Genomic DNA, 21,146 nt, shown 5'->3' with positions numbered 1-21,146 from the left:
TTTCGCATAAAAAATCCCCAGGTCGTTGCATTTAGAGCAACAATCTGGGGCCTGATGTTCATTCGAGCAGCCGCGTTATGCGTCATAATCAACGATGTAACTTTGCAGCTCCGTATTATAGTAGCCGATGCTATATTCGGCCAGTCTTCCTTGGACATCCCGCGAATAACGCGAACGCTTGAGCACGGGCACCCCGTCGGCTAACCGCAAAAACTGCTTTGCCTCGGCTGGCGGAAGCGACACCGCGAACTCGTCCCTCAGCTTGTCCAGCGATACGCCCCACTCCTCCAGAACTTCATAGAGCGAATGGTCGCGGAAATCTTCAAGCTCCGGTTCCGAGGGTTCTTTCCAAGGGGCGGCCAAATAATGCTCGTAAAAAATATACGGCTCACCGTCGAGATAATACGCACGTTCCAGCTTCAAGCAACGCTCCCCGAACAGCTGGTGAAGCTCGGAGCCCGCCTCGTTGCGCACCGTCTCAGCGCGAAGCCACTCCTTGCGGATCTGATGGCTTTCCTCCACCAGAATCTCCGTGAAGTGCTTCCATTTCGACCACTTGGAGGCGGCTTTATTGCGGATCACTTTGGTGCCTTTGCCGCTGCCCTTCTCCAGATAGCCTTCCTGGACGAGCTCCTGAATCGCACCGCGGACGGTGATTTTACTGACAGCAAACTCCTGCTCCAGCTGAGGCTCAGAAGGGATATTCGAACCTAGCGGGTATACGCCGTGTAAGATACGTTCCTTCAAGATGTTTTTGATTTGTAAATATAACGGTCTATCTTTGCGGGACAACATCACGAACCTGTTCCCTACCTTTCCACATCGCCAGCGGCGGATTGCTCCATCGCCCGAAGGATTTCGGCCTCCGTCGCCATCGGGGTATCGCCCGGCACGGTATGGGCCAGCATGCCCGCTGCCGCCGCAAACCGGACAGTCTTCTCCAGGGCAAAGCCCTGCAACTCCCCATGGATAATCCCGCTCGCAAAAGCGTCTCCTGCCCCTATTCTATCATAGACGGAGAACGTGAGCTGATCAGAGAACGCAAAACGTTCCCCCTTGTACAGAAATCCGCGCAGCGAATGCGTATTGTTGCGGTGGATTTGGCGGTGCGTTCCGGCAATTACGGAAATGCCGTAGTTTGCTGCCACGGCCGGAATCAGCTCCTTCAGCTGCTCCTCCCGGTCCTGTTGGTCCGTGGCCATTCCCAAGGTCAGCAGCGCGTCTTTTTCATTCATCATCACGATGTCCGCCAACCGCAGCATCGCTTCATAATGCGGTTTCGCCTGGGCATATCCGCCTTCTCCCCAAAGGGACGGCCGGTAGTTGCAATCAAAAATCACCTTGCCCCCCTGCCGCTTAACCGCTTCGGCGAGCGCCTTCATGTGGGATCGTACGCCGTCGTTCATTGCCAGCGTAATCCCGTCGAAATGGATCGCCTCCATGCTGGCGGCGATGTTTTCGAAATCGTAGATTCCTTCCGGCGCGGTGTTAAAGCTACTGTCCAACCGGTTCGAGTATGTGACGCGGCTGGGACGCACACCAAAGCCGTTCTCCAAAAAGTACATGCCTACGTACTTGCCTCCCCGGACAACGTGGGCGGTGTCAATGCCCAGCTTGCGTAGATAGGCGACGGCGGCATCGCCCAGCGGATTATCCGGCAACCGCGTAACCAGTGCACCAACATGCCCATAGCGGGATAAGGCCGACACCACATTTACTCCGGTACCTGAAAAAGAATACTTCAACGTATCCGCCTGCGCTAACGTCTCGTACCCCGGGACCTGCAGACGCATCATCACTTCACCGAAGGCTGCTATGCGGCGGTTAGGCATAAGCATCCGCCAGCTGTTTCATGATTTTGGTCAGCTGCAGCACGTCTTCGGTGCGGGTGTAACCGGTCTCCTTGTCGATGATCGAGGTATATACGTGCGGAATGACCTGCGGTACGCCGGATTCCAAGGCAATGCGCAGGATCGGCTCGAAATTGTCCAGGTCGATTCCACCGGTCGGCTCCAGCGCAAAATTTTCCTTCGCACAAGCATCCGCCACCGCGCGAAGCTCTTCTTCGCGGCTTAAGCCTTGCATCGGGAAATATTTGAGCGCGTTGCCGCCCATATCACGCACCAGCGCGATCGCCGCTTCAACCGGAACGATCGCCGGCTTCTCCTGGGCGGCGCTGGCCGGACCGGTGGAGATGTTCACGTATCCCGGTTGCCCTGTCGGGGATACCAGGCTGTTGATCCAGCTGTCTTGCCCGCCAAGATTCGCCCGGGTCGCCCCAACAGCCGGGAACACCTGATTGATGTGGCTGCCGGCATAACGCTTGGCGATCTCGGCAACAACTGCCGCTTGGCGATTATCGCCGGCGCCAAGGCCAATCGACACCGCATCGTCGATTTCCCGGCCGTATGCTTGCATCGCTGTTACGGCTTCCTCAACGGTAGGGTAGTCCTTCGAAAGGACCCCAACGAGAACATGACCTTCCGCGGCTTCGAACACTGCCTTGGCGTTCGCAATATCTTTAGCTAGTACGTTGAGGGCTACCCGATTTTTATAAAAACGTTTTGCGATTTGCGACATCTTAACGTCCTCCTGCCAATTCGCGAATTTTTGCGGCAATGATCTGGATATCGTCCCCCATCAGCGGGCGAGGATCGATATCAAAATACCCTTGTCTAACTCCATAATCCCGGGTGTAAATGGCAATTTCGCCGGTTTGCAGCGCATGTACCATCTCCTTCGCCGTCATTCCGGCTTGCTGCGGGTCGACCTGCACCCGGGCCCGGTAAATCGCTCGCCCGGCTTCGTCCTGCACGATGGAGACCCGGATTCCCGGGAGCTCACTCAACGGCATCAAGGTCTGCAAAGCCTCTTTCTCGCGCTCGCTGTTGTCTGGTTTGACGGCGTATTCGTCCAGAGCTTGCAGCAGACCAAAGGTCGTTTCCTTGCCCACCTTCATGCTCCGACCAATGCCGTGCAGCTGTACCTTCACCCATTCGATGTACGTGCGTTTTCCGGCAACGATACCGGAGGTCGGGCCCTCGATCGCCTTGGAGCCGCTGTAAATGGCCAAGTCGGAGAACTTCACGTATTTTTGCAGATCCTCCTCCGCCGCTGCGTCGACGATCATCGGTATTTGATTCCGTTTCGCGACCTCCCACGCCTCTTCGACGGAGATCATGTTCTTCTGCACGGCGTGGTGCGATTTCACATATAGAATCGCCGCGGTTCTGTCGCCGATCGCGTCTTCGATGTGCTCGGCCCGCCCTTCGTTAGCGTAGCCAACCTCAACCAGCTTGCCGCCGCCGAGGTACACCATCGTTTCCACGGGAGCGCCGTACTGCACGTTGTGGCCCTTCAGCATAATGATTTCGTTACGGGGGATTTCCTCCTGATGCAGACATAAGCTTTTACGCCGGTCGCCCTGCGTCACAATCGCCGCTACCGATAAAGCGATGCCGCTGGAGGCCGAGTTTACGACCACCGCCGCCTCCGATCCCACGTGCTTGGCGACATAGTCTCCCGCCTTGTCAACGAGGTCGGCGATTTCGACGTAGCTTTGGCCGCCGCGCTTCATCGCTTCCATCACCGTGTCACTTGGCGCGGATACACCAAGGATGCTCATCCGCCCGCTGGCGTTGATCACGCGCTTAAGCCCGTACTTTGCATTCAATAAATTTTCCATGGACGATCACTCCTTTAGCTTCGATACGGCGGTTCGAGACGCGCCGTTCTCCTTCCGAATCAACGAGTTCCACAGGTTCTTCCTTAACGGCAAACAACGTTAAATGGGCCGGGTCCCCGACCTGTATACGGCCAAGCTCTTCTCGGCCCAGCCATTGTGCGGCACGAGTGGTTACCGCAGCAATAACTTCTTCAAGCGGATAACCGAGATAGAGGAATTTGCTTAACACATTGGCCATACTGTACACCGGACCGTTCAGCCGGTTCCCCCGGTAGATGTCGGTGCTGATCGTGTCGGGGTGGATCCCTTGTCGCTTCGCCGCCTCGGCCACCCGAAACGAGAAGCTCGCCGTGCCATGGCCCACATCAAGATGCACCCCTCGGCCGATCGCCTCGGTTAACACCGGGAGCGGTTCGCCCGCTTCGTCAAACAAATTGTTCGCTTTACCGTTGAGATAATGGGTAATGATATCTTTTCGTTGCAACAGCGGAATGACCTCCCTGCTATCGGGCGGCGCCGATCCGATATGCACCATAAGCGGCATTCCTGTCTCAAGCGACAGCTCCCGCGAGATGCGCAGCGGAGTGACCCCGTTTTCGCGGACTACGCTTTGGCTGATTCGCGCTTTCAGGCCAACGATGGAGTCGCGATAATCGGCGAGCGCGGCCTTCAGGAGCTCACGGTCGATCCAAGCTAATTCAGACAGCTCGTCGATGCGTTTCAGACCGATCCGCGAGATGTTCAAAAAAGCCAGCAAATTGGTCTCCGCCCGCTTGCCGCTGGCCACAAGATCGCCAATCCGGTCCGCGCCGCAGCTGCCGGCGTCAATGATCGTCGTGACGCCCTGCTTCACGCCAATCTCATCAATTTCGTCGCCGTACGGGTCGAATTCCGGAAACGCGTGGACATGCATATCGATCCAACCGCTGGACACGTATAGGTCGGTCCCATCCCATTCCCGATCGCCGCGAGCCTGACCGGCTCCAGTGATCTCAGCGATGATGCCGTCCTCGATAACGATGTCGATCTCTTCCCCGTTAACTCTTTTGAGATGGCGGTAAACGACTCTTTCCTTCATCATAGCTCGCCTCTTTTTAATGGATCGTTGTCATGCCTGCCTCCGATTGGATTTAGCATAACACGGAATTTCGCTCTTGAGAATATAACGTTATAATGTTTTGCTGTTGCATTTCTCTTACGCTTAATTTAATCTTAACCTCCCGGGAGTTCATGAAATATCCCACGAAATTACGATAATATCCGAAAAAGTTGTAAATTTACACTGTGCATTAAGCAAAAAAACCCCCGTATCACTTTGCAAGTGACCGGGGGATTCTAGTAATTCGCAGCTTTTATACTAACTCTACCAAATATGGTATAATAGTCCTGACAACAGAAGGCTTAGATGGGTGGTCGGCTAGTCTCCCCGATGGGAGGTGATGCCTGTGGAGGTTAAAGACGCACTGTCTCTGATGATCCAATTCGGAGCGCTATTAATAGCACTCATCGGTTTGGTCATTACGATCGTAGCTACGTCAAACCAAAACAAAAAGAAATAGACCCCCCATTTGTGGTAGGTAAGGGTCTATTCCTTTTACCAACTACAGCCGACCGCTCTTCAAAGCGGCTGTTGTTAGAGTGAAGATGTTCCCGCATCTTCACTCTTTATTTTATGGAGATTATTTGCTTTCATTCTATCACAAAGAAAAACGTATTGACAATGCACCTACCAACCATCCTGATTTGAAAAATGCAAAATAAGGGCCGCTCGCAAAGCGAACGGCCCAAAATATAGGAGGCTCAGGAGGCAGTATGCCGCCCTTTTGCCACAGGTACACAAGCTAATATGTTATCGATCCGAAAAGCCCGAGGGGCATGGGAAGTCAGGCATGACGCCCGAACCAAACCGCCCCGCACATCATGAACTTCGATCCGCCGCTGCGTGATCTTGCCTGTACGGTCAACGTAGATGATTTCTACAGTTCGACCGATGTATTTTTCCACCAGGATCATCTCCAAATAGGAACGTTTGTTTGTATTATATGCAAACAAATGTTCTTTATTCAAGTGGAAATGGCCTCCAAGCCAGATCATGCTGCTCTATGACCGTAAGCCCCTCATTTGTCCTTCGTTCTTCCCTGGCGATTGTTCCCGAGTTCAAACAATCCGGTGGCCGACAAACCCGCCAAACCGCCCGCCCAGAGTCGCAGCACCAGCTCCATTTCCGTAAATGGGTACGCCGCTGCTCCGACCAGTACGCCGATAATCACGCCGATGAAAGGGATTAGATTTTTGGGCAGGTTGAAGGTCGTTTTCACGAGTTGCACCAAAGCTAATACAAATACGGACAAGACCGAGGCAAACGCCAATACATTGGTTAAAATCTCGTTTTGCATAACGATGACTTCCCTCCTTCTTATTGCTCTGGGATGCCCGCAGCCCGGCGCAGGTAATTCGCCAGATTGTGAAAATGCTGCGCCCGTGCCATATTTCCTTCGTCCCGTGCCTTAAACCAAGCCGGCGATAGCCAGCGGAAGATGATTTCCTGCGCATTGCTTTTTGGCAGCGGAATCAGTGGGCCGGGGGTGGACGAAGAGGCTAGCGGAATCCCTGAGGCCACCCGAAGATTGTTCGCCAAATTGTGAAAATGCGTCATGCCAACCTGATCCCCTTTGGCACGTGAAGCAAACCATGCGGGTGAAACATAGTTGTCGATCAGCGACTGGGCGATGGAAGCGGGCAATGGCGTAAACGACGTATTCGAGTTTGACGTCGGGCTAGGCGTACGCATGGTCTTGAGTTCGGCTGAAATATCGTCCAGCAATCGGTTCATCGTTTTCCCGCCTGTAGCCAGAGCTTTGTCGGGATCCTGTCTTCGCGCCGGGTCAAGTTGCCTGTGAGATGGAATAAAGACGTAAGGGTTCTTGTTCCATTTGTAACAGCAATAAGCCAAATACCAGACATACCGCTTGTACGCTTCCGTAAATTTTATGCGCCCGCCGTAGCAAAATTCCACCCCGATGGCCGCATCGTTGGCATCATAGCCAAATAAATCATTGTCCGTCTTCACGTTGTACAGCACGTGCCAGGCTTTCTCCGCAGGATCGGGGCCGGTACCTGTCGGGATAATTTCAAGGATTTTTGTATCATCAATAAACACATGGGCCGAGGCCGTGCGATCCTTCAGCGAGTTGAAATAGGCATAGTGGTTGTCCGCCGTTGCCCCCGGATTCCCTGTGTCATGCGCCACAAAAAACTCCGGGGTTCCCGTCGTCAACCTCGTCCCTGGCCGGACATTAGGCCGCTTTGCAATGTATCGCCTTTCAATTCGGTACTTTTGTGTATCCATAAGCGATTTCACCCCTTCCATTTATGCTATTCCGCAAGGTGCCCCCTTCGCTTGTGCACTTGTGAGTACGAATCTAGGATTTTCTTAATAAAACAAAAGAGCCTGCGATAATTTAGCAGACTCTGGTATAATTTAGCATGTACAACTGAACTTGGGTGGGACAGTATCGCCTCCCGATGGGAGGTGATACGTTTGCAATTTTCGTTTTCGGAAGTGATCATGCTTGGCATGTTTGTCCTTGCACTGCTTACTTATCTGATATAAACGAAAATAACCCGCCCAGGTTAGCGCCACGGTGCGGGTTATTCTCTGATGAACATTTGGAGGTTTCCCACCCAAGTGTTGTACCGGGGAGGCTGTGGCGCAGCCTCCTTGTTTCTATTGTTATCTTAGCATACTCTTCCATATACCTCAATCATACCCAAGAGCTTATTCCTCCAGCCGATCGATCCGTTTATGGGCTTGTTTCGCCGATTCCTCGACTCGGGTCAGCCGCTCGGAGAAGGCTTCAAATCGCTGGCCTTGCAGCTTTTGCTCGATTTTCATGTCGTCAATGAGTCTCTTGAGATTTACGATCTCTGTTCGTCTCATCGCCTCAGCTTCAGCCGCTTCCTCAGCTTCCCTCCGCATCGCTTTCGAGCGCCCGGCCCACCCTAATGCTATCCCACTAATTGCCGCTAAGGCCGATGTGATCGAAGTTAGTGCAGTCATGTCCATAAATCTCACCTCTCTTAAGTTTCTTTAAGCGAAGTTTATTACCATTTTGGAAATCCCCATCTTCCTTATCTTCAATTGAGCTTGTCCAAGAAAAGTTTGGATAGAGTGTATTCCACCCTCTTTTTTACCAATTTGGTAACCGTAACCTGATTATATGTTGCCAATTTGGCAATGTCAAGCAACGAAATTACCATTTCGGTAATATAAATAAATTCCAATCTTACCATCTGACTTTACCAATTTGGCAACTTGTGCTACACTAAATGAAACGGTTAGGAAGAGGAGTAACCATGCAAACCTTAGGCGAACGGATCAGATATCTTCGTGAACTACGTCAGCTCACGCAAAAAGACCTCGCCTCCCAAGCCGAAATTTCGGTCGTTCAGCTGTCCCGGTATGAGACAAACGATCGCAAGCCGGATCCGGAGGTGCTGCGTAATATCGTTGACGCTCTGGATACCAGCGCCGATTATTTGCTGGGCCGGACCAACGACCCGTCTCCTGCAGCGGAGAAAGGCATGAGCTTGTCTTTTTTCGGAGGACCTGAAGCGTATACGGCGGATGAAATCGCCATGATGGAGGCAGCCCTCAAAGCGTATCGGGAGCAGAAGAAGAAGCTGCTGGACGGAGACGAGGCCTAAAGGCTAAATCATTCGAAGATAAATAACTACATATAAAGTCTACAAGACAAGTACAACGGCCCTGATCCTAAGGGCCCTTATTTCGGATCTTATACCGAACATACATTCTTATTCAAGAGGTGACTTGAATGTTGTACGCCTATTATCGTGAGACCCATCTGGAGCAGTGGATGAATACAAAATATCTGAACCACGGGATATCGTCCCCCGCCGATCTCGACATCGACCGCATCGCTGAAGCCTTTGGGATCGGATTGGTTTACGGGAATCACCCGTCCTTTTCGGACAACGAGGAGAATGTGATCTTCCTGAACAAAATGATGAAGTCGGATCAGGCCCGGGTCGTCTTCTTCCATGAACTTTGCCATGTGCTGCGCCATGCCGGGGATCAGCGGAGGATGACCGAACTGTTCATGCATGCCCAAGAGACCGAGGCCGAGCAGTTTGTGCTGTATGCCGCCATTCCTTTCTTTATGTTCGCTAAGCTGCCAGTGCCGGATCATCGCAGCGAAGCGGTTGTCTACATCGCCGAACAGTTCCAGGTCCCCCTGGAGCTGGCGGAGCAGCGGCTGGACCAAATCCAACGGCGGGTGCTGCAAGGCAGCCTCATCGCAGCAGCCCAGGAGGCAACCCGCCGCCAGCGCGAAGCGGAGCAGAGCTGGTCGCCGGAAACCCGGCGGGTGCTGTCCCAGCTGGAACGACAAATCGGTGGTCGAGGAGGGCGATAGGGATGCGGATTGCGGCGTATTGCGATTTTTACACCGATTCCATTCGTCCGTTGCAGTTGATTGTGGATATTCAGCCGGGGGACGTGGATTGGTCGGAGACGCTGTACCTCCCGGTTTCGGGACCATTTGAGCCGTTTACGTCCGAGGACTTTGGCGATCTGCCCTGCGTATCTGTCCTGCTGGAGGATCTGGTTCGTCCCAAGCAGGAACCGTCGGAATATACCACAGTCTGCGAGCCGGGCACGACGACCTCCGTTCCATCGCGAAGGGTGCTTGGCATCCGTCTACCGCAAATCGCTGCCCGCTGCGGCGATCCCTCTGATATCCAGCGCCTGGTCTTGCAGATGGACGACGCCACGGAAGTCCTGGGTTATGAGCGAGGTTGATTGGGGCGGTCGTATTTTACCACCGGCCACTTTTGTTTGCGAAGCGCGTCCATCAGCAGCGGCCCCACATTCAGATTGCTCTGCACCAGCTCCCGCGGCGTCAGCGCCATCCATTGATTAAGCGATATATCGGCAAACCGGTCACTGCGGAACATTTCCAAGAACCAGATGCTGCGGTCACCGGTATTTTGAATGTAGTGGCCATAGGCAAACGGAACATACCCCACATCCCCTGCTCTAACGTTAAATGTCCGGGCGGCGCCGTTACCAGCAAATACGGTCATCCGTCCTTTCCCGGACAAATAATACTGCCATTCGTCGTTGTTCGGGTGCCAATGCAGCTCCCTCATCGCGCCGGGCTTGATTTCCACAAGGGCGGCCGCAATCGTCTTGGAGATGGGAAAATTTCTGGAATCCGCAATTCGCACGGTCCCGCCCGGCGTTTGGATCGGCTTCTGGGCCAGCAGGCTATGCTTGAAGCTGACAGGAATTTCTCCGTAAGGCGATTCGATCCTTTGCGTGTCGATTGGCCCCGGGACACGGTCCTGATAGATATACACCTGCTCTTTGGGGATGCGGTCAAACGCTTTACGAGGTACGCCAAAATTCGCGGAAAGCACCTCTTTCGGCGTATGGGCAAACCAGTCCGAGATGGACAACGTATTTAAGTCGGAGAAATTACCGTCATCAAATACTAGCAGAAACTCGCAGCCTTCCTCCAGCCCTTGAATCGAATGAGGAATCCCCGGTGGAAAATACCACAAATCCCCCACGCCCATATCGGCGATAAAGTTCCGTCCGTCCTGATCCACCGCCGTGATCCGTGCCCTTCCTGAGATCATAAACGACCATTCCGCCTGTTGATGCCAATGCAGCTCCCGCACTCCCCCCGGCGTCAGACGCATATTGACCCCCGCCAGCGTCGTAGCGATCGGCAGCTCCCGAACCGTAATTTCCCGGGACCATCCCCCATGGTTCAACTGCATATGCGTATCTGAAAAAGAGAACTTCAGATTCGGAATCAATCCGTTATCGGTCACCGGAGGTACCAGCATATCGGGGTTTTCGCGATCCCGCATCACGTCCCGGGGGCCGGTATCGGTGGCTCCGCTGCCATCATCTCGGATCGGCTGGGGGATCGACGATATCCCGGCAGCTTGGTTTTCCGGCTGTCTTGAATCGGATGAATCCAAATGATCCGACATTCACATCACTCCTCGTTCTGGACATGCTATTGTTAATTTTTACCAATTCATATTTACACAGTGATCCTATTCCTGAATTAGCAAAAATATGTTGTGATTCATTCCCACATTTCCCATAAAATCCGACGATTTCGGAGAAACTAACTTCAAGAGCTTGATAGTTGCCCAAGCTTCTGTATAATTAAAGTTAGTAAGTTTAGTCAACAAACTAACTAGGTAAAGGGGAATCCTTGTGGAAAAACCTGTACGTCCGAATGAACCACTTGTTACACACATTTATACGGCAGACCCATCTGCCCATGTGTATGAAGGCAAGATCTATATTTATCCATCCCATGACATTGATCACGACGGTCCCGACAACGACAACGGCGACCAATACGCGATGGAGGACTACCATGTCCTCTCGCTGGACGACTTCAACTCTCCGTGCGTCGACCACGGCGAAGTGCTGCATTTGCGTGATATCCCATGGGCCAGCAAGCAATTGTGGGCTCCGGATGCAGCTTACAAGAACAATACGTATTACCTCTACTTCCCCGCACGGGACAAAGAAGGCATCTTCCGCATTGGCGTAGCCACCAGCTCTTCGCCTGCCGGACCTTTCAAGGCGGAAGAAAGCTATATTCCAGGCAGCTTCAGCATCGATCCGGCCGTGCTCGTGGATGACGACAATCGTGCATACATGTATTTCGGCGGACTTTGGGGCGGTCAGCTGGAGAAATGGCAAACCGGCACCTTCAAACCGGACGCCGAAGGACCAGCACCGGACGCTCCAGCACTGGGACCGCGATTCGCCGAGCTTAGCGATGATATGCTTACCTTCAAATCGGCACCGCAGGAAATCTCGATTGTGGATGAAGATGGCAATCCGCTGTTAGCCGGAGACGAGGATCGCCGTTATTTCGAAGGGCCGTGGGTGCACAAATACAACGGGTATTACTACCTGTCCTACTCCACCGGAACGACCCATACACTGGTTTATGCGATCAGTAAGAACCCGCAAGGTCCTTTCGTATTTAAAGGTAAAATCCTGGAGCCTGTCATCGGCTGGACCACACACCATTCGATCGTGCAATTCCAAGATAAATGGTACCTGTTCTACCATGACAGCTCGTTGTCCGGCGGCGTGAACCACAAACGCAGCGTCAAATACACCGAGTTGCATTACAATCCGGACGGCACCATTCAAACCATCGATCCATATAAATAAGGGGAAAAAGGGAGCGCAATCGGCTAAACAAGCCGTCGGCGCTCCCCTTATTTTATTTCAGCTGCTCCCCGCCTTCCGCTCTCGGCATCGCCGTGTGCTCCGTTGACGCCTCCGCAATCTCGCAGACCGGAACTTGCCGTCAGCATAACCGCTGACGATTCCCGCCGCTTGGGCCGAACGGATCGCCTCTTCCGCCCAATGGCCGGCGGTGTCCGAGAAGCCTGCGCCCAGCTGCCCCGCGGCAGACCTCATAAACTTCACGGCGATCGCCGTGATTTCCGCCCATGTCACCGGCTGTCCAGCTTAAAGCTGCCATCGGCATACCCTTGCATCAGGCCTATGCGGGACGCTTTGGCAATGGCCTCGGCAGCCCAATGACCTGCCGGAACATCGCTGAATCTATGCGCCTCTGCCGTCTCCTTCAGATCCACCGCCTTGGCCAACATGGCGGCCATCTCCGCACGAGTGATACGGTTCTCCGGTTTGAACAGACCCCCGGGATAACCGCTGATATAGGCTTTATGCGTCGACAATGCTGCGGCCATCTTCACCAAAGCGAAGGTGCTGAAATGTTGGATATCCTCTTGAGCGGACGGCTCCTGATCAAAGGTCGCTTCGGTGAGGTTAATCAGGTCGGGAATTTGCACTCTAAACGCATCCAGCATAAATCGGCCTGATTTTTTCACCAGCTTGATCGTGTGCAGGCTGTTGGACAATCCAGATATGCAAATCGCCAAGCTCCTTATGGGCCCACAAATCGCGGACCGAAGCGGCGCCGTCCAGACAAGATGTCGCTCCACTTCACATTCATGGATGCGCCTTTAGTGCCCAGATTAAACAAAGCTACGGTGTACGTTCCTTCTCCATTATTGGCGTACCACACCTGCTGATTGGTAGCCATTGAGACTGCATGCGCCGGACGGCCGGCTTGGTTGACGGCAATCACCTCATCGTTGGTCAACAGTTCCAGGCCATAGCTATCCAGATTGGCCAGATCATCACCGGTGTAAAATTGCGCACAGGCGATCGCCCACAGCGTTGAGGCTATCCATTAATTGAGTAGCCGACCTTCCACATCACCGTACGCCCCGGACCGGCTGGCGGGCTTGGACGGCGGGGCGGACGATTACATGATCAAGCCTTTTGTTCCGGAAGAGGTTATCGCCCGGATTCATGCCGTACTGCGGAGCCGCCAAACTGGAATGACCCGGGATTGCCAGCGGTTGGTTTACGGCGACGAAAGCCGGGGCAATCGCTTGCGTATATGCGTTTGTCCCCACCTTCTTTGTTTACCGGGACGTCCCGCTTCGTCAGGTCGGCCTTGTGTTCAAGCGGACGTTTCGCACGGTGGCGATGGTGCTGTTCCAGATCGCCGCAAGCGATGCCTTCGGCTGGATTCTCGCTTATCTGCAAGTCCCTTCTTTGCTGACTGATCTGTTCCTTGATGTATCAGATAACCCTTATATCATTTTGTTCATGATACCTGTTCGAGGGCACGCACTTTAACGGCAATGTCGTTTTGTTCACTCAGCACAATCACCCCTGGCTGGCTACTATCTAGCGGCACGCGGTAACCCTCGTACCTTTTATATTGGGGAGCGGCTAGATCCAGAATCAATACATCCGGCTTGAAAACAGCGGTTTTACGAAGCGCCTTCTCCCCCGTCCTGCACGCTCTCCACCTGAATGGCTTCACGCTTAAGGTCGCAAACCAATGATGCGGGATAATTGGATTCATCGTAAATGATAAGTACTTTGATCATGACCTTCCCCTTATATGGTTTTTCCGGGTCCACTATAACAGGTCATGATGGGATGCGTAAGAAGGAACTTTTATCCACCTGCTTTATAAAACGAAAGTGTTGGTGCCTGACAAGGGCTTGTTATTGCATTTCTTTTTCCACCGTATGTTTTCTCCTTTATACTTATGGGATAATGGCCTTTTCGTTCCAAACTTGAAGTGGTAAGGAGGCTCCCTATGGTCATGACAAGAGGAACTTATGGCTTCCGGTTCGCTGAAGATCAGGAACTCCCGCTGTGCGTATTATTTGCCGCCGGCTATGACTCGATCACGGATCCCTCTTATTATTGGGATGGATTAGAGCGAACGGACGGGCCTTTGCTCCTGTTCCAATATACCCTCTCCGGAGAAGGTGTCTTTGAGTTGGGCGAGCGATCTCACCGCGTTACCGCCGGACAAGCGTTCCTCGCCGAAATTCCGAGTTCCCATCGCTATTATTACCCGGAAGAAGCTACAGCGCCTTGGGAGTTCTTGTTCCTGCTGTTCCGGCCGAATGTGGTTCTCCCCTTATGGCGAAGATTCCTCAGCGAAGCCGGAGAAGTTCTTCATCTTCCCGCAGACTCCGCACCGGTGCGGTTGGCGCGTATGATCGTCACCGATGCAGGGGCAGGTCGCATCACCGATCCCTTCATCGCCTCGTCTTGCGTTTATCAGTTCGTCACAGAATTAGCCAGAATGCAGGTCACGTCGCGGAAAGACAAAGAGAACTGGCCGGAAAGCGTCAAACGCGCCGCCGAGTTGATGGAGAGCAACTATGCGCAAATGATCAGCATCGATCAGCTCTCCGAGCATGTTAGCTTGTCCAAGTACCACTTGATCCGCCGGTTTTCGGACAGTACGGGACTTACGCCAGGCGCTTATCTGACCCGTGTCCGCACCGAAAAAGCGATGGACCTGCTTCGCGGTACGTCACTAAGCATTGAGACCATTGCTGAGCGGGTAGGTTACTCCAGCGGAAGTTACTTCATTAAGGCCTTCCGCCGCCTGACCGGGCTCACCCCCGGAGAGTTCCGCAGCGGAGGCGAAAGTCTGGTCTATCGCAAGCTTTTCTTCGATTGACCGCAATATTTTGCTATGATCGTCTCAAAGTTACTATAGATATCACAAAACTCCTTTAGGTAAGATGAACCTATCAAGAGCAATAATTATCCATCCAATAAAGGAGTTTTGAAAATGGACCATCAGCAGATTGCACCAACTCCGCCGCTGGGCTGGAACAGCTGGGACTGCTACGGCGCAGCCGTGACGGAAGAAGAGATTCGCGGCAACGCGGAATACATGGCGAAGCATCTCAGAGCCTACGGCTGGAGCTATATCACCGTGGATATTCAATGGTATGAACCGGGAGCCCATTCCTCTCAATATCGGCCGTTTGTTCCGCTTGTGATGGACGGCTATTCCCGGCTGATGCCTGCCGAGAATCGCTTCCCCTCTGCGGCCGGCGGCCAAGGCTTCAAGCCGTTAGCGGATTATGTGCATAGCCTCGGGCTGCGATTCGGCATTCATATCATGCGCGGCATTCCGCGGCAAGCCGTTCACGCCGCCACACCGATCTTGGGGACGACCGCAACCGCACGTGATATTGCACATCCCAATTCGATCTGTCCCTGGAATACCGATATGTACGGTGTGGATGCCTCCAAAGAAGGAGCGCAGGCCTATTATGATTCGCTTTTTGCCTTATATGCCTCATGGGGCGTTGATCTCGTAAAAGTGGACGATATTGCCACTTCCCGGCTTTACGGCACCCACCAAGCCGAAATTGCATTGATCTCCGAGGCGATCAAGCGCTGCGGCCGTCCGATGGTGCTCAGCTTATCCCCCGGACCGGCTCCGGTGGAGCTTGCAGCTTTCTTCGCCGAACAGGCTAACATGTGGCGCATGACGGACGATTTCTGGGACCAGTGGCCGCTGCTAAGGGACATGTTCGACCGCTGCCGGGCATGGCAGGGCGTCCCGCAAGCCGGGTCATGGCCGGACTGCGACATGCTGCCGCTGGGGCATATCGGCATCCGCTCGGTGGACGGCGGCGGGGCGGATCGCTGGACCCGGTTCACCCGCGACGAGCAATTAACGATGATGTCGCTTTGGAGCATTTTCCGTTCGCCGTTGATCTTTGGCGGGGAACTCCGAGACAATGACGAATGGACCTTGTCGCTGCTGACCAACCGCGAGGTGCTGCGGATGCACCGGGAAAGCCGCGGCGCCAAAGAAGCCCTTCGGCAAGACGACCTGATCGTTTGGACGGCCGAACATCCCGAAGGGTTCAACTATGCAGCTGTTTTTAATGTAGGGGAAAGCGCGCTGCCGCTGGAGCTCCCTCTGGAGCAAATCGGTTTATCCGACATTTCTTCCGGAACCGAGCTGTGGAGCGAAGCTCCCGCGGAGCTTACGACGGCTGGGGAGCTTCGGACTACGATCCCGCCGCACGGGGTGCGGTTGTATCGGTTGGAATAGTCAGTACACCTTCTTCAACAACTCAATCATCTCATCCAAGGTCAGACCAAAGGACTTGTAATAGGACACTTCGCTAGCCAACTGTTCCATCACCATTTCGTTGCGGATGCGCTGCATCTCTTCGGGGGAAAATTCAGCGACAAAACACCCTTTGCCGGTCACCGTATGGATCAAGCCGCGCCGCTCAAGTTCTTCCCACGCCTTCTTGACGGTGATGACACTCACCCGCAGCTCATGAGCTGCTTGCCGGATGGGCGGCAGGATATAGCCGCTCTCCAGCTCCCCTTTTAGAATTTGGGCGCTAATTTGCTCGAACAGTTGCTGATAGATCGGTTTCTCCGAAGTATTGGATATCGCGATGTTCATTGGATCTCCACTTGAAGGAATCGTTTGACCGCCATCCGGTAAGCCACTGCGGTAAGCGCAATGAAAATCACGATTCCTGCGATCAGAATATAGGCTTGAACTGCCAATTGATTCGCTTCCGTCCCATAAAACATACGATTCATCCCCGAATTCGCGATCCCGATCCACTGGGTGATCCCTGCAAACAATGTAGCTGCTACAGTGGAGATCAGCAGTGCCATACCAAATTTATACGCCGTCTTGTAATACATCGGAATAAAAATCAGGTTAAAGATCGCCAGCATCACCAAACAGAGACCAAAGAATCCTAAGTTCGGCGGGAAGAAGAAGTAGGTTATATCCGAATAGAAGCGCTGACTGACCAGGCCAAAGATTAGGGCAATCACCACATGCGCTAATTCCAGTCCGGCGATCACGATAATCCGCGCTTTCACAATGTCCCGTTTCGTAACAGGCATCATCGAGGTAAACATCAAATCGTTTTGTGCTCTCAGTTGGTTAAACATATTGGGGATGGTGATCCAACAAAAATACAAAATCACTATGAAGTAAATCCAGCCAGGAACAAACATCAAAACGCCCATTAACACAGGCATGCTCAATAATAGAGGATGTACACCCAGTCGGATATCTTTTCGGATCAAATTAATCATGGTTCTGCCCCCCTTTTCTCGCATAGTAAATCATAATATCCTCTAAGCTTGGCGTGGCGGCTCGGATTCCCGAAGTCGGGTCAAAGTCATCCGCATGGATCAAGCCCGTAAAGCCAAACGAGTTCGTTTTGTAGGAAATCATCCGGTCCTTCACCTGTGCAAGCTGGCCCTCGGAACCGTTCACGAGGAGATAGGATTCTTTGAATTCATCCTTCTCCCCGCTCAGCACAATTTGCCCGTTTGAGATAAAGGTAATATAATCTGCGCACTTCTCCAAGTCGGAGGTAATATGGGTGGAGAACAGAATGCTCACCTCGCCATCAGCAATCAGCTCCTGAAAAAGATCCAGCAGGTCATCCCGTGAAGCCGGATCCAGCCCGCTGGTCGGCTCGTCGAGGATCAGCAGCTTGGCCCCATGGGACAAAGCAAGCGTCAGGCTGTATTTGACCTTCATGCCCGTTGACAGTTCGGCGATCTTTCTATTCTCATCCAAGTTAAATCTCTTCATGTAGGAGGAGTAGATTTGATCGTCCCAATTTTCATAAAACCTCTTAATGGTATCCGTCAACGTCTTAATCTTACTGCGCGTGTAAAAATCAATGCTCCCGAAAGCAAATCCTATCTCCTGCTTTAATTCCAGCTCATGTTCCGCCATGTTCTTGCCCAGAATGTAAACCTCACCGCTGTCGATCCGAGTCATATTTAAAATCGACTTGATCGTCGTCGTTTTCCCTGCACCGTTAACTCCGATAAAGCCCATGATGTATCCCTTCTCCAACTGGAAAGAAACATCCTTCAGCTCAAAGGCGGGGAATTTCTTATGAATATGTCGAACATCTAATGCCAGCATGGAATACCCCCTCTTTTTAAATTGTGTATATCGTGTATACACAATATATCACGGATGGGAGGAAGCGTCAATCGAAGGCTGCCTTTCATATGTAAAAAAAACACCCGCTCAACAATGCAGTTGACGGGTGTTCAAAATCAGAGTATTCGTACAAAACTCAGAGCCCAGCGGCGCGTTGCAGCCGTTTCGCGATTTCCACCAAATCCTCTGGCGATATGCCGGGGGCGAATTCCTCCTGAATCGGCTCCAGTTCTGGAATTTCGCCGCTGTACCCCGGCAGTCCGGCAAATGCTTCCAGCCTGCCGCCGTCCGTCGGATGCTGGCCGCGCCAAATTTGGGCGATGCCGTGATAGTCATGATCGCTGAACGTATACAATCTGCGATGCTCACCAGCGGCTTCCCAAGGACGGGTCGCATCAAACTTCCGATTTTCAATTTTCGGGATGGGCAGCATTTTGGTGACATCCACTCCGGTTGCGATCTCAAGCGCCTTCGCATACGCCAACACGTGCACGCCGCCGCGCACAAGAAGATAACCGATCATTGCTCTGGCCGTCGGATGATCGGTCATTTCATAGACGCGGGCCTTATGCGTCCGTGCACCACACTCCAGGAAATAGTTATGCAGCAAGTCGAAGATCAAGTTGCCGCTGCTAACGACGTACGATCCGTTCCAAGGACGCCCCATTGAGTCATACGGCAGAGAGGTCTGAGCGGATTCAATATAGTGAGGGGAGAAACGAAGATCCTTCGTATTCCCTAACGGAGTGGAATCCGGATCCCCGGGACGAGTCGTACCTTCCAGCATTAAATTGATCGTATTCGACACCAGCTCAACGTGACCAAACTCCTCTGCCGTAATACTCGCGACGAGGTCGTAAAACGGCTTGAGCTTGCTTTTTCCCCGGAAATTAAAGGACTGAAACAAATAGTTATTTAGCGTCGACATTTCACCAAACCGTCCGCCTAACAGTTCCTGAACGACGCTGGCGCCATTCGGATCCGGGGCTTTCGGTCTGGGCAATTCAATGGCCAATCGGTTTACGCGTTTAAACATGCATGTACCTCCCCATAAGTCTCAATTACTAAAAGCCTACGGGGATAGCTCGGATATTATGCCGGACGGGTATTGATCGTCCGAAGCTTTGGTGTGGAAGTGCCTTTTGTTTATGGCTGGAAAACCTCTTGACCGTTGAGAATCAGTCTGTAGCTGATGTCGGCCTTCAGCGAGTCCGATACAGCACAATATTTCTCTTTGCCCATTTGAATAGCTTTCCAAATTTGATAATCTGGAATGTCTCCTTCAACGCGGAAGATCAGCTCAATGGCGGTAAAGCCGGACAGATTCTGCTCTTTCCGGGTACCGTCCGCTTCGATCTCTAGTGAAGTGATCTTCTCAAGGAATGAATTCAGAATCATGGTGATGTCAATGCCGATACATCCGGCCAGTCCGGCCAGCAAAAGCTCCATGGGTGTTGCACCTGTGCCGTCGCCGCCGTATTTTGGCGTAGCGTCCATTCTTACCGGATAACCGGAATCCCCGACTGATGTAAACAAACGTTTTCCATTCCAGGTTGTCATAACCTTCATCATCATTACCTACTTTCTGTTGTTAATGCTCCTGAAGTTGATTGATAAACTTACGAGCTCTTTCGGACTCCGTATTCTGAAAAAAAACTTCCGGTTCCTGCGATTCCACAATTACACCGCCATCCATAAACACGATCCGATTGGCGACCTGACGGGCAAATTTCATTTCATGAGTGACGATGACCATCGTCATCCCATCCCGGGCCAGCTGGCGCATAACTTCCAGCACCTCTCCGACAAGCTCGGGATCAAGAGCTGAAGTAGGCTCGTCAAACAGCATGATCGCCGGCTCCATGGCTAATGCTCGGGCAATTGCCACCCGCTGCTGCTGGCCGCCGGACAGCCTCGAGGGATATTCATCCTTCTTCGCCAACAGTCCAACCCGATCCAGCAGTCGTTCGCCGATCTGTACGGCTTCTTCTTTTTTCATTTTCTTCACAGATAACAGCGATTCGATCACGTTGCCAAGCGCTGTCTTGTGCGGATATAAGTTAAACTGCTGAAAGACCATTCCCGTATGACGACGAATTTCACGGAAGGCGGCCTGTTTCTTCTTAGACGGCATGGATGCGTCCACTCGAACACCATTCACCTCAAGCGATCCGCCGTCCAGCTCCTCAAGGCCGTTCAGACATCTCAGCAGGGTGCTTTTGCCGGAACCACTTGGTCCGAGCAGCACAACGATTTCTTTGGGAGCTACATGCAGATCAATGCTTTTCAACACCTCTGCTCCGTTAAAAGACTTGGACAATCCTGTCGTTTGAATCATATTTGCTCCACCTCATGCCTCAATATACTTTGGACAACTGCTTCTCCACCGCATTCAGAATGGCCGAGAACACAGTGCTCATGATCCAATACATGGCGGCGATCCCAACGAAAAAAGGCATATAGACATAATATTGAGCGATCAGCAGCTGCGCTGAACGCAGCAACTCGGTGACCGTAATGGCCGACACCAGCGCCGTCTCTTTAAGCATTCCGATAAAAGTATTACCCATAGGCGCAATGGCCACCCGAGCTGCTTGCGGCAGAATGATTCTTCTCATCGTCATCCAGCCCGTCATGCCCGTCGCATAAGCGGCTTCCGTCTGGCCCTTCGGAATTGACTGAATCGCCCCTCTGAACGTTTCAGACAGATAGGCGCCCACGTTGATGCTCAATGCCACATAAGCGGCTGTCAGCGGACCCAGCGTAATTCCGTAATCTACAACCCCGTAATAAACGATAAAAATTTGGACAAGAAGCGGCGTACCTCGAATAACCGACACATATACGCGGGCAATTCCGCGAACCAGCCAATTCCCTTTTAGTCGCGCAATCGCAACCACCAAACCGATGATCAGTCCGAAAAACATGGATACAACCGTAACAAGCAGCGTGTAATAAGCACCTTTCAGCAAGAAAGGAAGGTTATCCCATACCAGATTCATTGTCGTTTGAATCCCCTTTTGATTCCATGGTTAAAGCGAGAAGGCCATGAAAGAATACGAATTCTTCAAGGC

General features: G+C 52.6%; 29 protein-coding genes. 8 read left to right on the top strand and 21 right to left on the bottom strand.

All coding sequences use genetic code 11. The features are described from left to right. Window positions 1-75: 75 nt before the first annotated feature. Genes ACL02P_RS01885 through ACL02P_RS01865 form a run of 5 tightly spaced genes read right to left on the bottom strand, consistent with a single transcriptional unit; the run spans window position 76 to window position 4,763 of the window. Window positions 76-798 (bottom strand): GntR family transcriptional regulator, encoded by a 723-nt coding sequence (locus ACL02P_RS01885; protein ID WP_009224250.1) that lies wholly within the window; start codon window positions 796-798, stop codon window positions 76-78. A gap of 11 nt (window positions 799-809) precedes the next feature. After that, on the bottom strand, window positions 810-1,832 hold the full coding sequence (locus ACL02P_RS01880) for a sugar kinase (protein WP_412836723.1): 1,023 nt from the start codon (window positions 1,830-1,832) through the stop codon (window positions 810-812). Beyond that, window positions 1,825-2,580: a 2-dehydro-3-deoxy-phosphogluconate aldolase gene (gene dagF, locus ACL02P_RS01875; RefSeq protein ID WP_412836722.1), complete on the bottom strand. Its 756-nt coding sequence runs from the start codon at window positions 2,578-2,580 to the stop codon at window positions 1,825-1,827. Before dagF ends, ACL02P_RS01880 begins: the two co-directional genes overlap by 8 nt. 1 nt (window position 2,581) lies before the next feature. Beyond that, the gene (locus ACL02P_RS01870) at window positions 2,582-3,685 is read right to left on the bottom strand and encodes a DgaE family pyridoxal phosphate-dependent ammonia lyase (protein ID WP_412836721.1); all 1,104 of its coding nucleotides are present in this window, start codon (window positions 3,683-3,685) and stop codon (window positions 2,582-2,584) included. Further along, entirely contained in the window at window positions 3,651-4,763 is a 1,113-nt protein-coding gene (locus ACL02P_RS01865) for an amidohydrolase/deacetylase family metallohydrolase (RefSeq protein ID WP_412837305.1), read from the bottom strand. The genes ACL02P_RS01870 and ACL02P_RS01865 overlap by 35 nt, the downstream gene beginning before the upstream one ends. A gap of 367 nt (window positions 4,764-5,130) precedes the next feature. Between ACL02P_RS01865 and ACL02P_RS01860 the strand changes: the two genes are divergently transcribed. Next, entirely contained in the window at window positions 5,131-5,244 is a 114-nt protein-coding gene (locus ACL02P_RS01860; protein ID WP_232282255.1) for a putative holin-like toxin, read from the top strand. A 241-nt stretch (window positions 5,245-5,485) separates the two neighbouring features. Here ACL02P_RS01860 and ACL02P_RS01855 read toward each other — a convergent pair whose 3' ends face one another. The 4 genes from ACL02P_RS01855 to ACL02P_RS01840 all read right to left on the bottom strand — a co-directional run bounded on the left by ACL02P_RS01855 (window position 5,486) and on the right by ACL02P_RS01840 (window position 7,751). After that, window positions 5,486-5,752: a hypothetical protein gene (locus tag ACL02P_RS01855; RefSeq protein ID WP_412836720.1), complete on the bottom strand. Its 267-nt coding sequence runs from the start codon at window positions 5,750-5,752 to the stop codon at window positions 5,486-5,488. A 50-nt stretch (window positions 5,753-5,802) separates the two neighbouring features. Beyond that, on the bottom strand, window positions 5,803-6,081 hold the full coding sequence (locus tag ACL02P_RS01850; protein WP_009224256.1) for a holin: 279 nt from the start codon (window positions 6,079-6,081) through the stop codon (window positions 5,803-5,805). A gap of 20 nt (window positions 6,082-6,101) precedes the next feature. Then, window positions 6,102-7,034, bottom strand: a complete 933-nt coding sequence (locus ACL02P_RS01845) for a peptidoglycan recognition family protein (RefSeq protein WP_339299699.1) — start codon at window positions 7,032-7,034, stop codon at window positions 6,102-6,104. 429 nt (window positions 7,035-7,463) lie between these two features. Beyond that, on the bottom strand, window positions 7,464-7,751 hold the full coding sequence (locus ACL02P_RS01840; RefSeq protein ID WP_028537377.1) for a hypothetical protein: 288 nt from the start codon (window positions 7,749-7,751) through the stop codon (window positions 7,464-7,466). Window positions 7,752-8,041: 290 nt separating this feature from the next. Between ACL02P_RS01840 and ACL02P_RS01835 the strand changes: the two genes are divergently transcribed. The 3 genes from ACL02P_RS01835 (at window position 8,042) to ACL02P_RS01825 (ending at window position 9,506) form a co-directional block, all read left to right on the top strand. Next, on the top strand, window positions 8,042-8,392 hold the full coding sequence (locus tag ACL02P_RS01835) for a helix-turn-helix domain-containing protein (RefSeq protein WP_412836719.1): 351 nt from the start codon (window positions 8,042-8,044) through the stop codon (window positions 8,390-8,392). Between the two features lie 128 nt (window positions 8,393-8,520). Further along, the gene (locus ACL02P_RS01830; RefSeq protein WP_260071883.1) at window positions 8,521-9,120 is read left to right on the top strand and encodes an ImmA/IrrE family metallo-endopeptidase; all 600 of its coding nucleotides are present in this window, start codon (window positions 8,521-8,523) and stop codon (window positions 9,118-9,120) included. 2 nt (window positions 9,121-9,122) lie between these two features. After that, a complete protein-coding gene (locus ACL02P_RS01825) occupies window positions 9,123-9,506 on the top strand; it encodes a hypothetical protein (RefSeq protein WP_260071884.1) in 384 nt (127 codons plus the stop codon). On the opposite strand, the gene ACL02P_RS01820 is transcribed toward ACL02P_RS01825, so the two are convergent. Further along, the gene (locus tag ACL02P_RS01820; protein WP_260071885.1) at window positions 9,491-10,711 is read right to left on the bottom strand and encodes an oxalate decarboxylase family bicupin; all 1,221 of its coding nucleotides are present in this window, start codon (window positions 10,709-10,711) and stop codon (window positions 9,491-9,493) included. The two genes, ACL02P_RS01825 and ACL02P_RS01820, sit on opposite strands and share 16 nt — an antisense overlap. 232 nt (window positions 10,712-10,943) lie before the next feature. Between ACL02P_RS01820 and ACL02P_RS01815 the strand changes: the two genes are divergently transcribed. After that, a complete protein-coding gene (locus ACL02P_RS01815; RefSeq protein ID WP_009224277.1) occupies window positions 10,944-11,924 on the top strand; it encodes a glycoside hydrolase family 43 protein in 981 nt (326 codons plus the stop codon). Between the two features lie 57 nt (window positions 11,925-11,981). On the opposite strand, the gene ACL02P_RS01810 is transcribed toward ACL02P_RS01815, so the two are convergent. The 4 genes from ACL02P_RS01810 to ACL02P_RS01795 all read right to left on the bottom strand — a co-directional run bounded on the left by ACL02P_RS01810 (window position 11,982) and on the right by ACL02P_RS01795 (window position 13,204). Beyond that, window positions 11,982-12,215, bottom strand: a complete 234-nt coding sequence (locus tag ACL02P_RS01810; RefSeq protein ID WP_036644667.1) for an S-layer homology domain-containing protein — start codon at window positions 12,213-12,215, stop codon at window positions 11,982-11,984. Next, window positions 12,212-12,661 (bottom strand): S-layer homology domain-containing protein, encoded by a 450-nt coding sequence (locus tag ACL02P_RS01805; RefSeq protein ID WP_412836718.1) that lies wholly within the window; start codon window positions 12,659-12,661, stop codon window positions 12,212-12,214. The genes ACL02P_RS01810 and ACL02P_RS01805 overlap by 4 nt, the downstream gene beginning before the upstream one ends. A 5-nt stretch (window positions 12,662-12,666) precedes the next feature. Next, window positions 12,667-12,885, bottom strand: a complete 219-nt coding sequence (locus ACL02P_RS01800; protein WP_009224279.1) for a hypothetical protein — start codon at window positions 12,883-12,885, stop codon at window positions 12,667-12,669. 115 nt (window positions 12,886-13,000) lie between these two features. Further along, entirely contained in the window at window positions 13,001-13,204 is a 204-nt protein-coding gene (locus ACL02P_RS01795; RefSeq protein ID WP_036644670.1) for a hypothetical protein, read from the bottom strand. Here ACL02P_RS01795 and ACL02P_RS01790 point away from each other — a divergent pair. From ACL02P_RS01790 to ACL02P_RS01780, 3 genes are all read left to right on the top strand, one after another. Continuing rightward, window positions 13,137-13,430, top strand: a complete 294-nt coding sequence (locus ACL02P_RS01790; RefSeq protein ID WP_083791439.1) for a TRAP transporter large permease subunit — start codon at window positions 13,137-13,139, stop codon at window positions 13,428-13,430. The genes ACL02P_RS01795 and ACL02P_RS01790 overlap by 68 nt on opposite strands. A gap of 472 nt (window positions 13,431-13,902) precedes the next feature. Next, window positions 13,903-14,784, top strand: a complete 882-nt coding sequence (locus ACL02P_RS01785; RefSeq protein ID WP_412836717.1) for a helix-turn-helix domain-containing protein — start codon at window positions 13,903-13,905, stop codon at window positions 14,782-14,784. Between the two features lie 114 nt (window positions 14,785-14,898). Continuing rightward, window positions 14,899-16,182, top strand: coding sequence for a glycoside hydrolase family 27 protein (locus ACL02P_RS01780; protein WP_412836716.1), 1,284 nt, complete (start codon window positions 14,899-14,901; stop codon window positions 16,180-16,182). Here the strand turns inward: ACL02P_RS01780 and ACL02P_RS01775 are convergent, their stop codons facing one another. The 7 genes from ACL02P_RS01775 to ACL02P_RS01745 form a co-directional block, all read right to left on the bottom strand. Continuing rightward, window positions 16,183-16,548: a GntR family transcriptional regulator gene (locus tag ACL02P_RS01775; protein WP_085168734.1), complete on the bottom strand. Its 366-nt coding sequence runs from the start codon at window positions 16,546-16,548 to the stop codon at window positions 16,183-16,185. Next, entirely contained in the window at window positions 16,545-17,201 is a 657-nt protein-coding gene (locus ACL02P_RS01770) for an ABC-2 transporter permease (RefSeq protein WP_412836715.1), read from the bottom strand. The genes ACL02P_RS01775 and ACL02P_RS01770 overlap by 4 nt, the downstream gene beginning before the upstream one ends. After that, complete coding sequence (locus ACL02P_RS01765; RefSeq protein ID WP_009224292.1) at window positions 17,194-18,051, bottom strand: ABC transporter ATP-binding protein; 858 nt, start codon at window positions 18,049-18,051, stop codon at window positions 17,194-17,196. Before ACL02P_RS01765 ends, ACL02P_RS01770 begins: the two co-directional genes overlap by 8 nt. A 157-nt stretch (window positions 18,052-18,208) precedes the next feature. Continuing rightward, complete coding sequence (locus ACL02P_RS01760) at window positions 18,209-19,108, bottom strand: manganese catalase family protein (protein WP_009224293.1); 900 nt, start codon at window positions 19,106-19,108, stop codon at window positions 18,209-18,211. 110 nt (window positions 19,109-19,218) lie between these two features. Beyond that, window positions 19,219-19,641 (bottom strand): OsmC family protein, encoded by a 423-nt coding sequence (locus ACL02P_RS01755; protein ID WP_412837304.1) that lies wholly within the window; start codon window positions 19,639-19,641, stop codon window positions 19,219-19,221. 22 nt (window positions 19,642-19,663) lie between these two features. Further along, on the bottom strand, window positions 19,664-20,410 hold the full coding sequence (locus ACL02P_RS01750; protein ID WP_009224295.1) for an amino acid ABC transporter ATP-binding protein: 747 nt from the start codon (window positions 20,408-20,410) through the stop codon (window positions 19,664-19,666). A 19-nt stretch (window positions 20,411-20,429) separates the two neighbouring features. Continuing rightward, window positions 20,430-21,074 carry an amino acid ABC transporter permease gene (locus ACL02P_RS01745; RefSeq protein WP_009224296.1) on the bottom strand — a complete coding sequence of 215 codons (645 nt, stop codon included), beginning with the start codon at window positions 21,072-21,074 and terminating at the stop codon, window positions 20,430-20,432. Window positions 21,075-21,146: the final 72 nt, after the last annotated feature.

Source organism: Paenibacillus sp. MB22_1 (assembly GCF_047200555.1).
GTDB classification, from domain to species: Bacteria; Bacillota; Bacilli; order Paenibacillales; family Paenibacillaceae; genus Fontibacillus; species Fontibacillus phoenicis.
This window is presented reverse-complemented; position numbering and strand designations above follow the sequence as displayed.

What these genes read in the sequence shown, in the direction of transcription:
- ACL02P_RS01785 (WP_412836717.1), top strand. Translation starts at nt 13,903, where the DNA reads ATGGTCATGACAAGAGGAACTTATGGCTTCCGGTTCGCTGAAGATCAG.
- ACL02P_RS01825 (WP_260071884.1), top strand. Translation starts at nt 9,123, where the DNA reads ATGCGGATTGCGGCGTATTGCGATTTTTACACCGATTCCATTCGTCCG.
- ACL02P_RS01745 (WP_009224296.1), bottom strand. Translation starts at nt 21,074, where the DNA reads ATGAATCTGGTATGGGATAACCTTCCTTTCTTGCTGAAAGGTGCTTAT.
- ACL02P_RS01760 (WP_009224293.1), bottom strand. Translation starts at nt 19,108, where the DNA reads ATGTTTAAACGCGTAAACCGATTGGCCATTGAATTGCCCAGACCGAAA.
- ACL02P_RS01780 (WP_412836716.1), top strand. Translation starts at nt 14,899, where the DNA reads ATGGACCATCAGCAGATTGCACCAACTCCGCCGCTGGGCTGGAACAGC.
- ACL02P_RS01750 (WP_009224295.1), bottom strand. Translation starts at nt 20,410, where the DNA reads ATGATTCAAACGACAGGATTGTCCAAGTCTTTTAACGGAGCAGAGGTG.
- ACL02P_RS01845 (WP_339299699.1), bottom strand. Translation starts at nt 7,034, where the DNA reads ATGGATACACAAAAGTACCGAATTGAAAGGCGATACATTGCAAAGCGG.
- ACL02P_RS01850 (WP_009224256.1), bottom strand. Translation starts at nt 6,081, where the DNA reads ATGCAAAACGAGATTTTAACCAATGTATTGGCGTTTGCCTCGGTCTTG.
- dagF (WP_412836722.1), bottom strand. Translation starts at nt 2,580, where the DNA reads ATGTCGCAAATCGCAAAACGTTTTTATAAAAATCGGGTAGCCCTCAAC.
- ACL02P_RS01830 (WP_260071883.1), top strand. Translation starts at nt 8,521, where the DNA reads ATGTTGTACGCCTATTATCGTGAGACCCATCTGGAGCAGTGGATGAAT.
- ACL02P_RS01835 (WP_412836719.1), top strand. Translation starts at nt 8,042, where the DNA reads ATGCAAACCTTAGGCGAACGGATCAGATATCTTCGTGAACTACGTCAG.
- ACL02P_RS01865 (WP_412837305.1), bottom strand. Translation starts at nt 4,763, where the DNA reads ATGAAGGAAAGAGTCGTTTACCGCCATCTCAAAAGAGTTAACGGGGAA.
- ACL02P_RS01870 (WP_412836721.1), bottom strand. Translation starts at nt 3,685, where the DNA reads ATGGAAAATTTATTGAATGCAAAGTACGGGCTTAAGCGCGTGATCAAC.
- ACL02P_RS01840 (WP_028537377.1), bottom strand. Translation starts at nt 7,751, where the DNA reads ATGGACATGACTGCACTAACTTCGATCACATCGGCCTTAGCGGCAATT.
- ACL02P_RS01770 (WP_412836715.1), bottom strand. Translation starts at nt 17,201, where the DNA reads ATGATTAATTTGATCCGAAAAGATATCCGACTGGGTGTACATCCTCTA.
- ACL02P_RS01820 (WP_260071885.1), bottom strand. Translation starts at nt 10,711, where the DNA reads ATGTCGGATCATTTGGATTCATCCGATTCAAGACAGCCGGAAAACCAA.
- ACL02P_RS01775 (WP_085168734.1), bottom strand. Translation starts at nt 16,548, where the DNA reads ATGAACATCGCGATATCCAATACTTCGGAGAAACCGATCTATCAGCAA.
- ACL02P_RS01755 (WP_412837304.1), bottom strand. Translation starts at nt 19,641, where the DNA reads ATGAAGGTTATGACAACCTGGAATGGAAAACGTTTGTTTACATCAGTC.
- ACL02P_RS01880 (WP_412836723.1), bottom strand. Translation starts at nt 1,832, where the DNA reads ATGCCTAACCGCCGCATAGCAGCCTTCGGTGAAGTGATGATGCGTCTG.
- ACL02P_RS01765 (WP_009224292.1), bottom strand. Translation starts at nt 18,051, where the DNA reads ATGCTGGCATTAGATGTTCGACATATTCATAAGAAATTCCCCGCCTTT.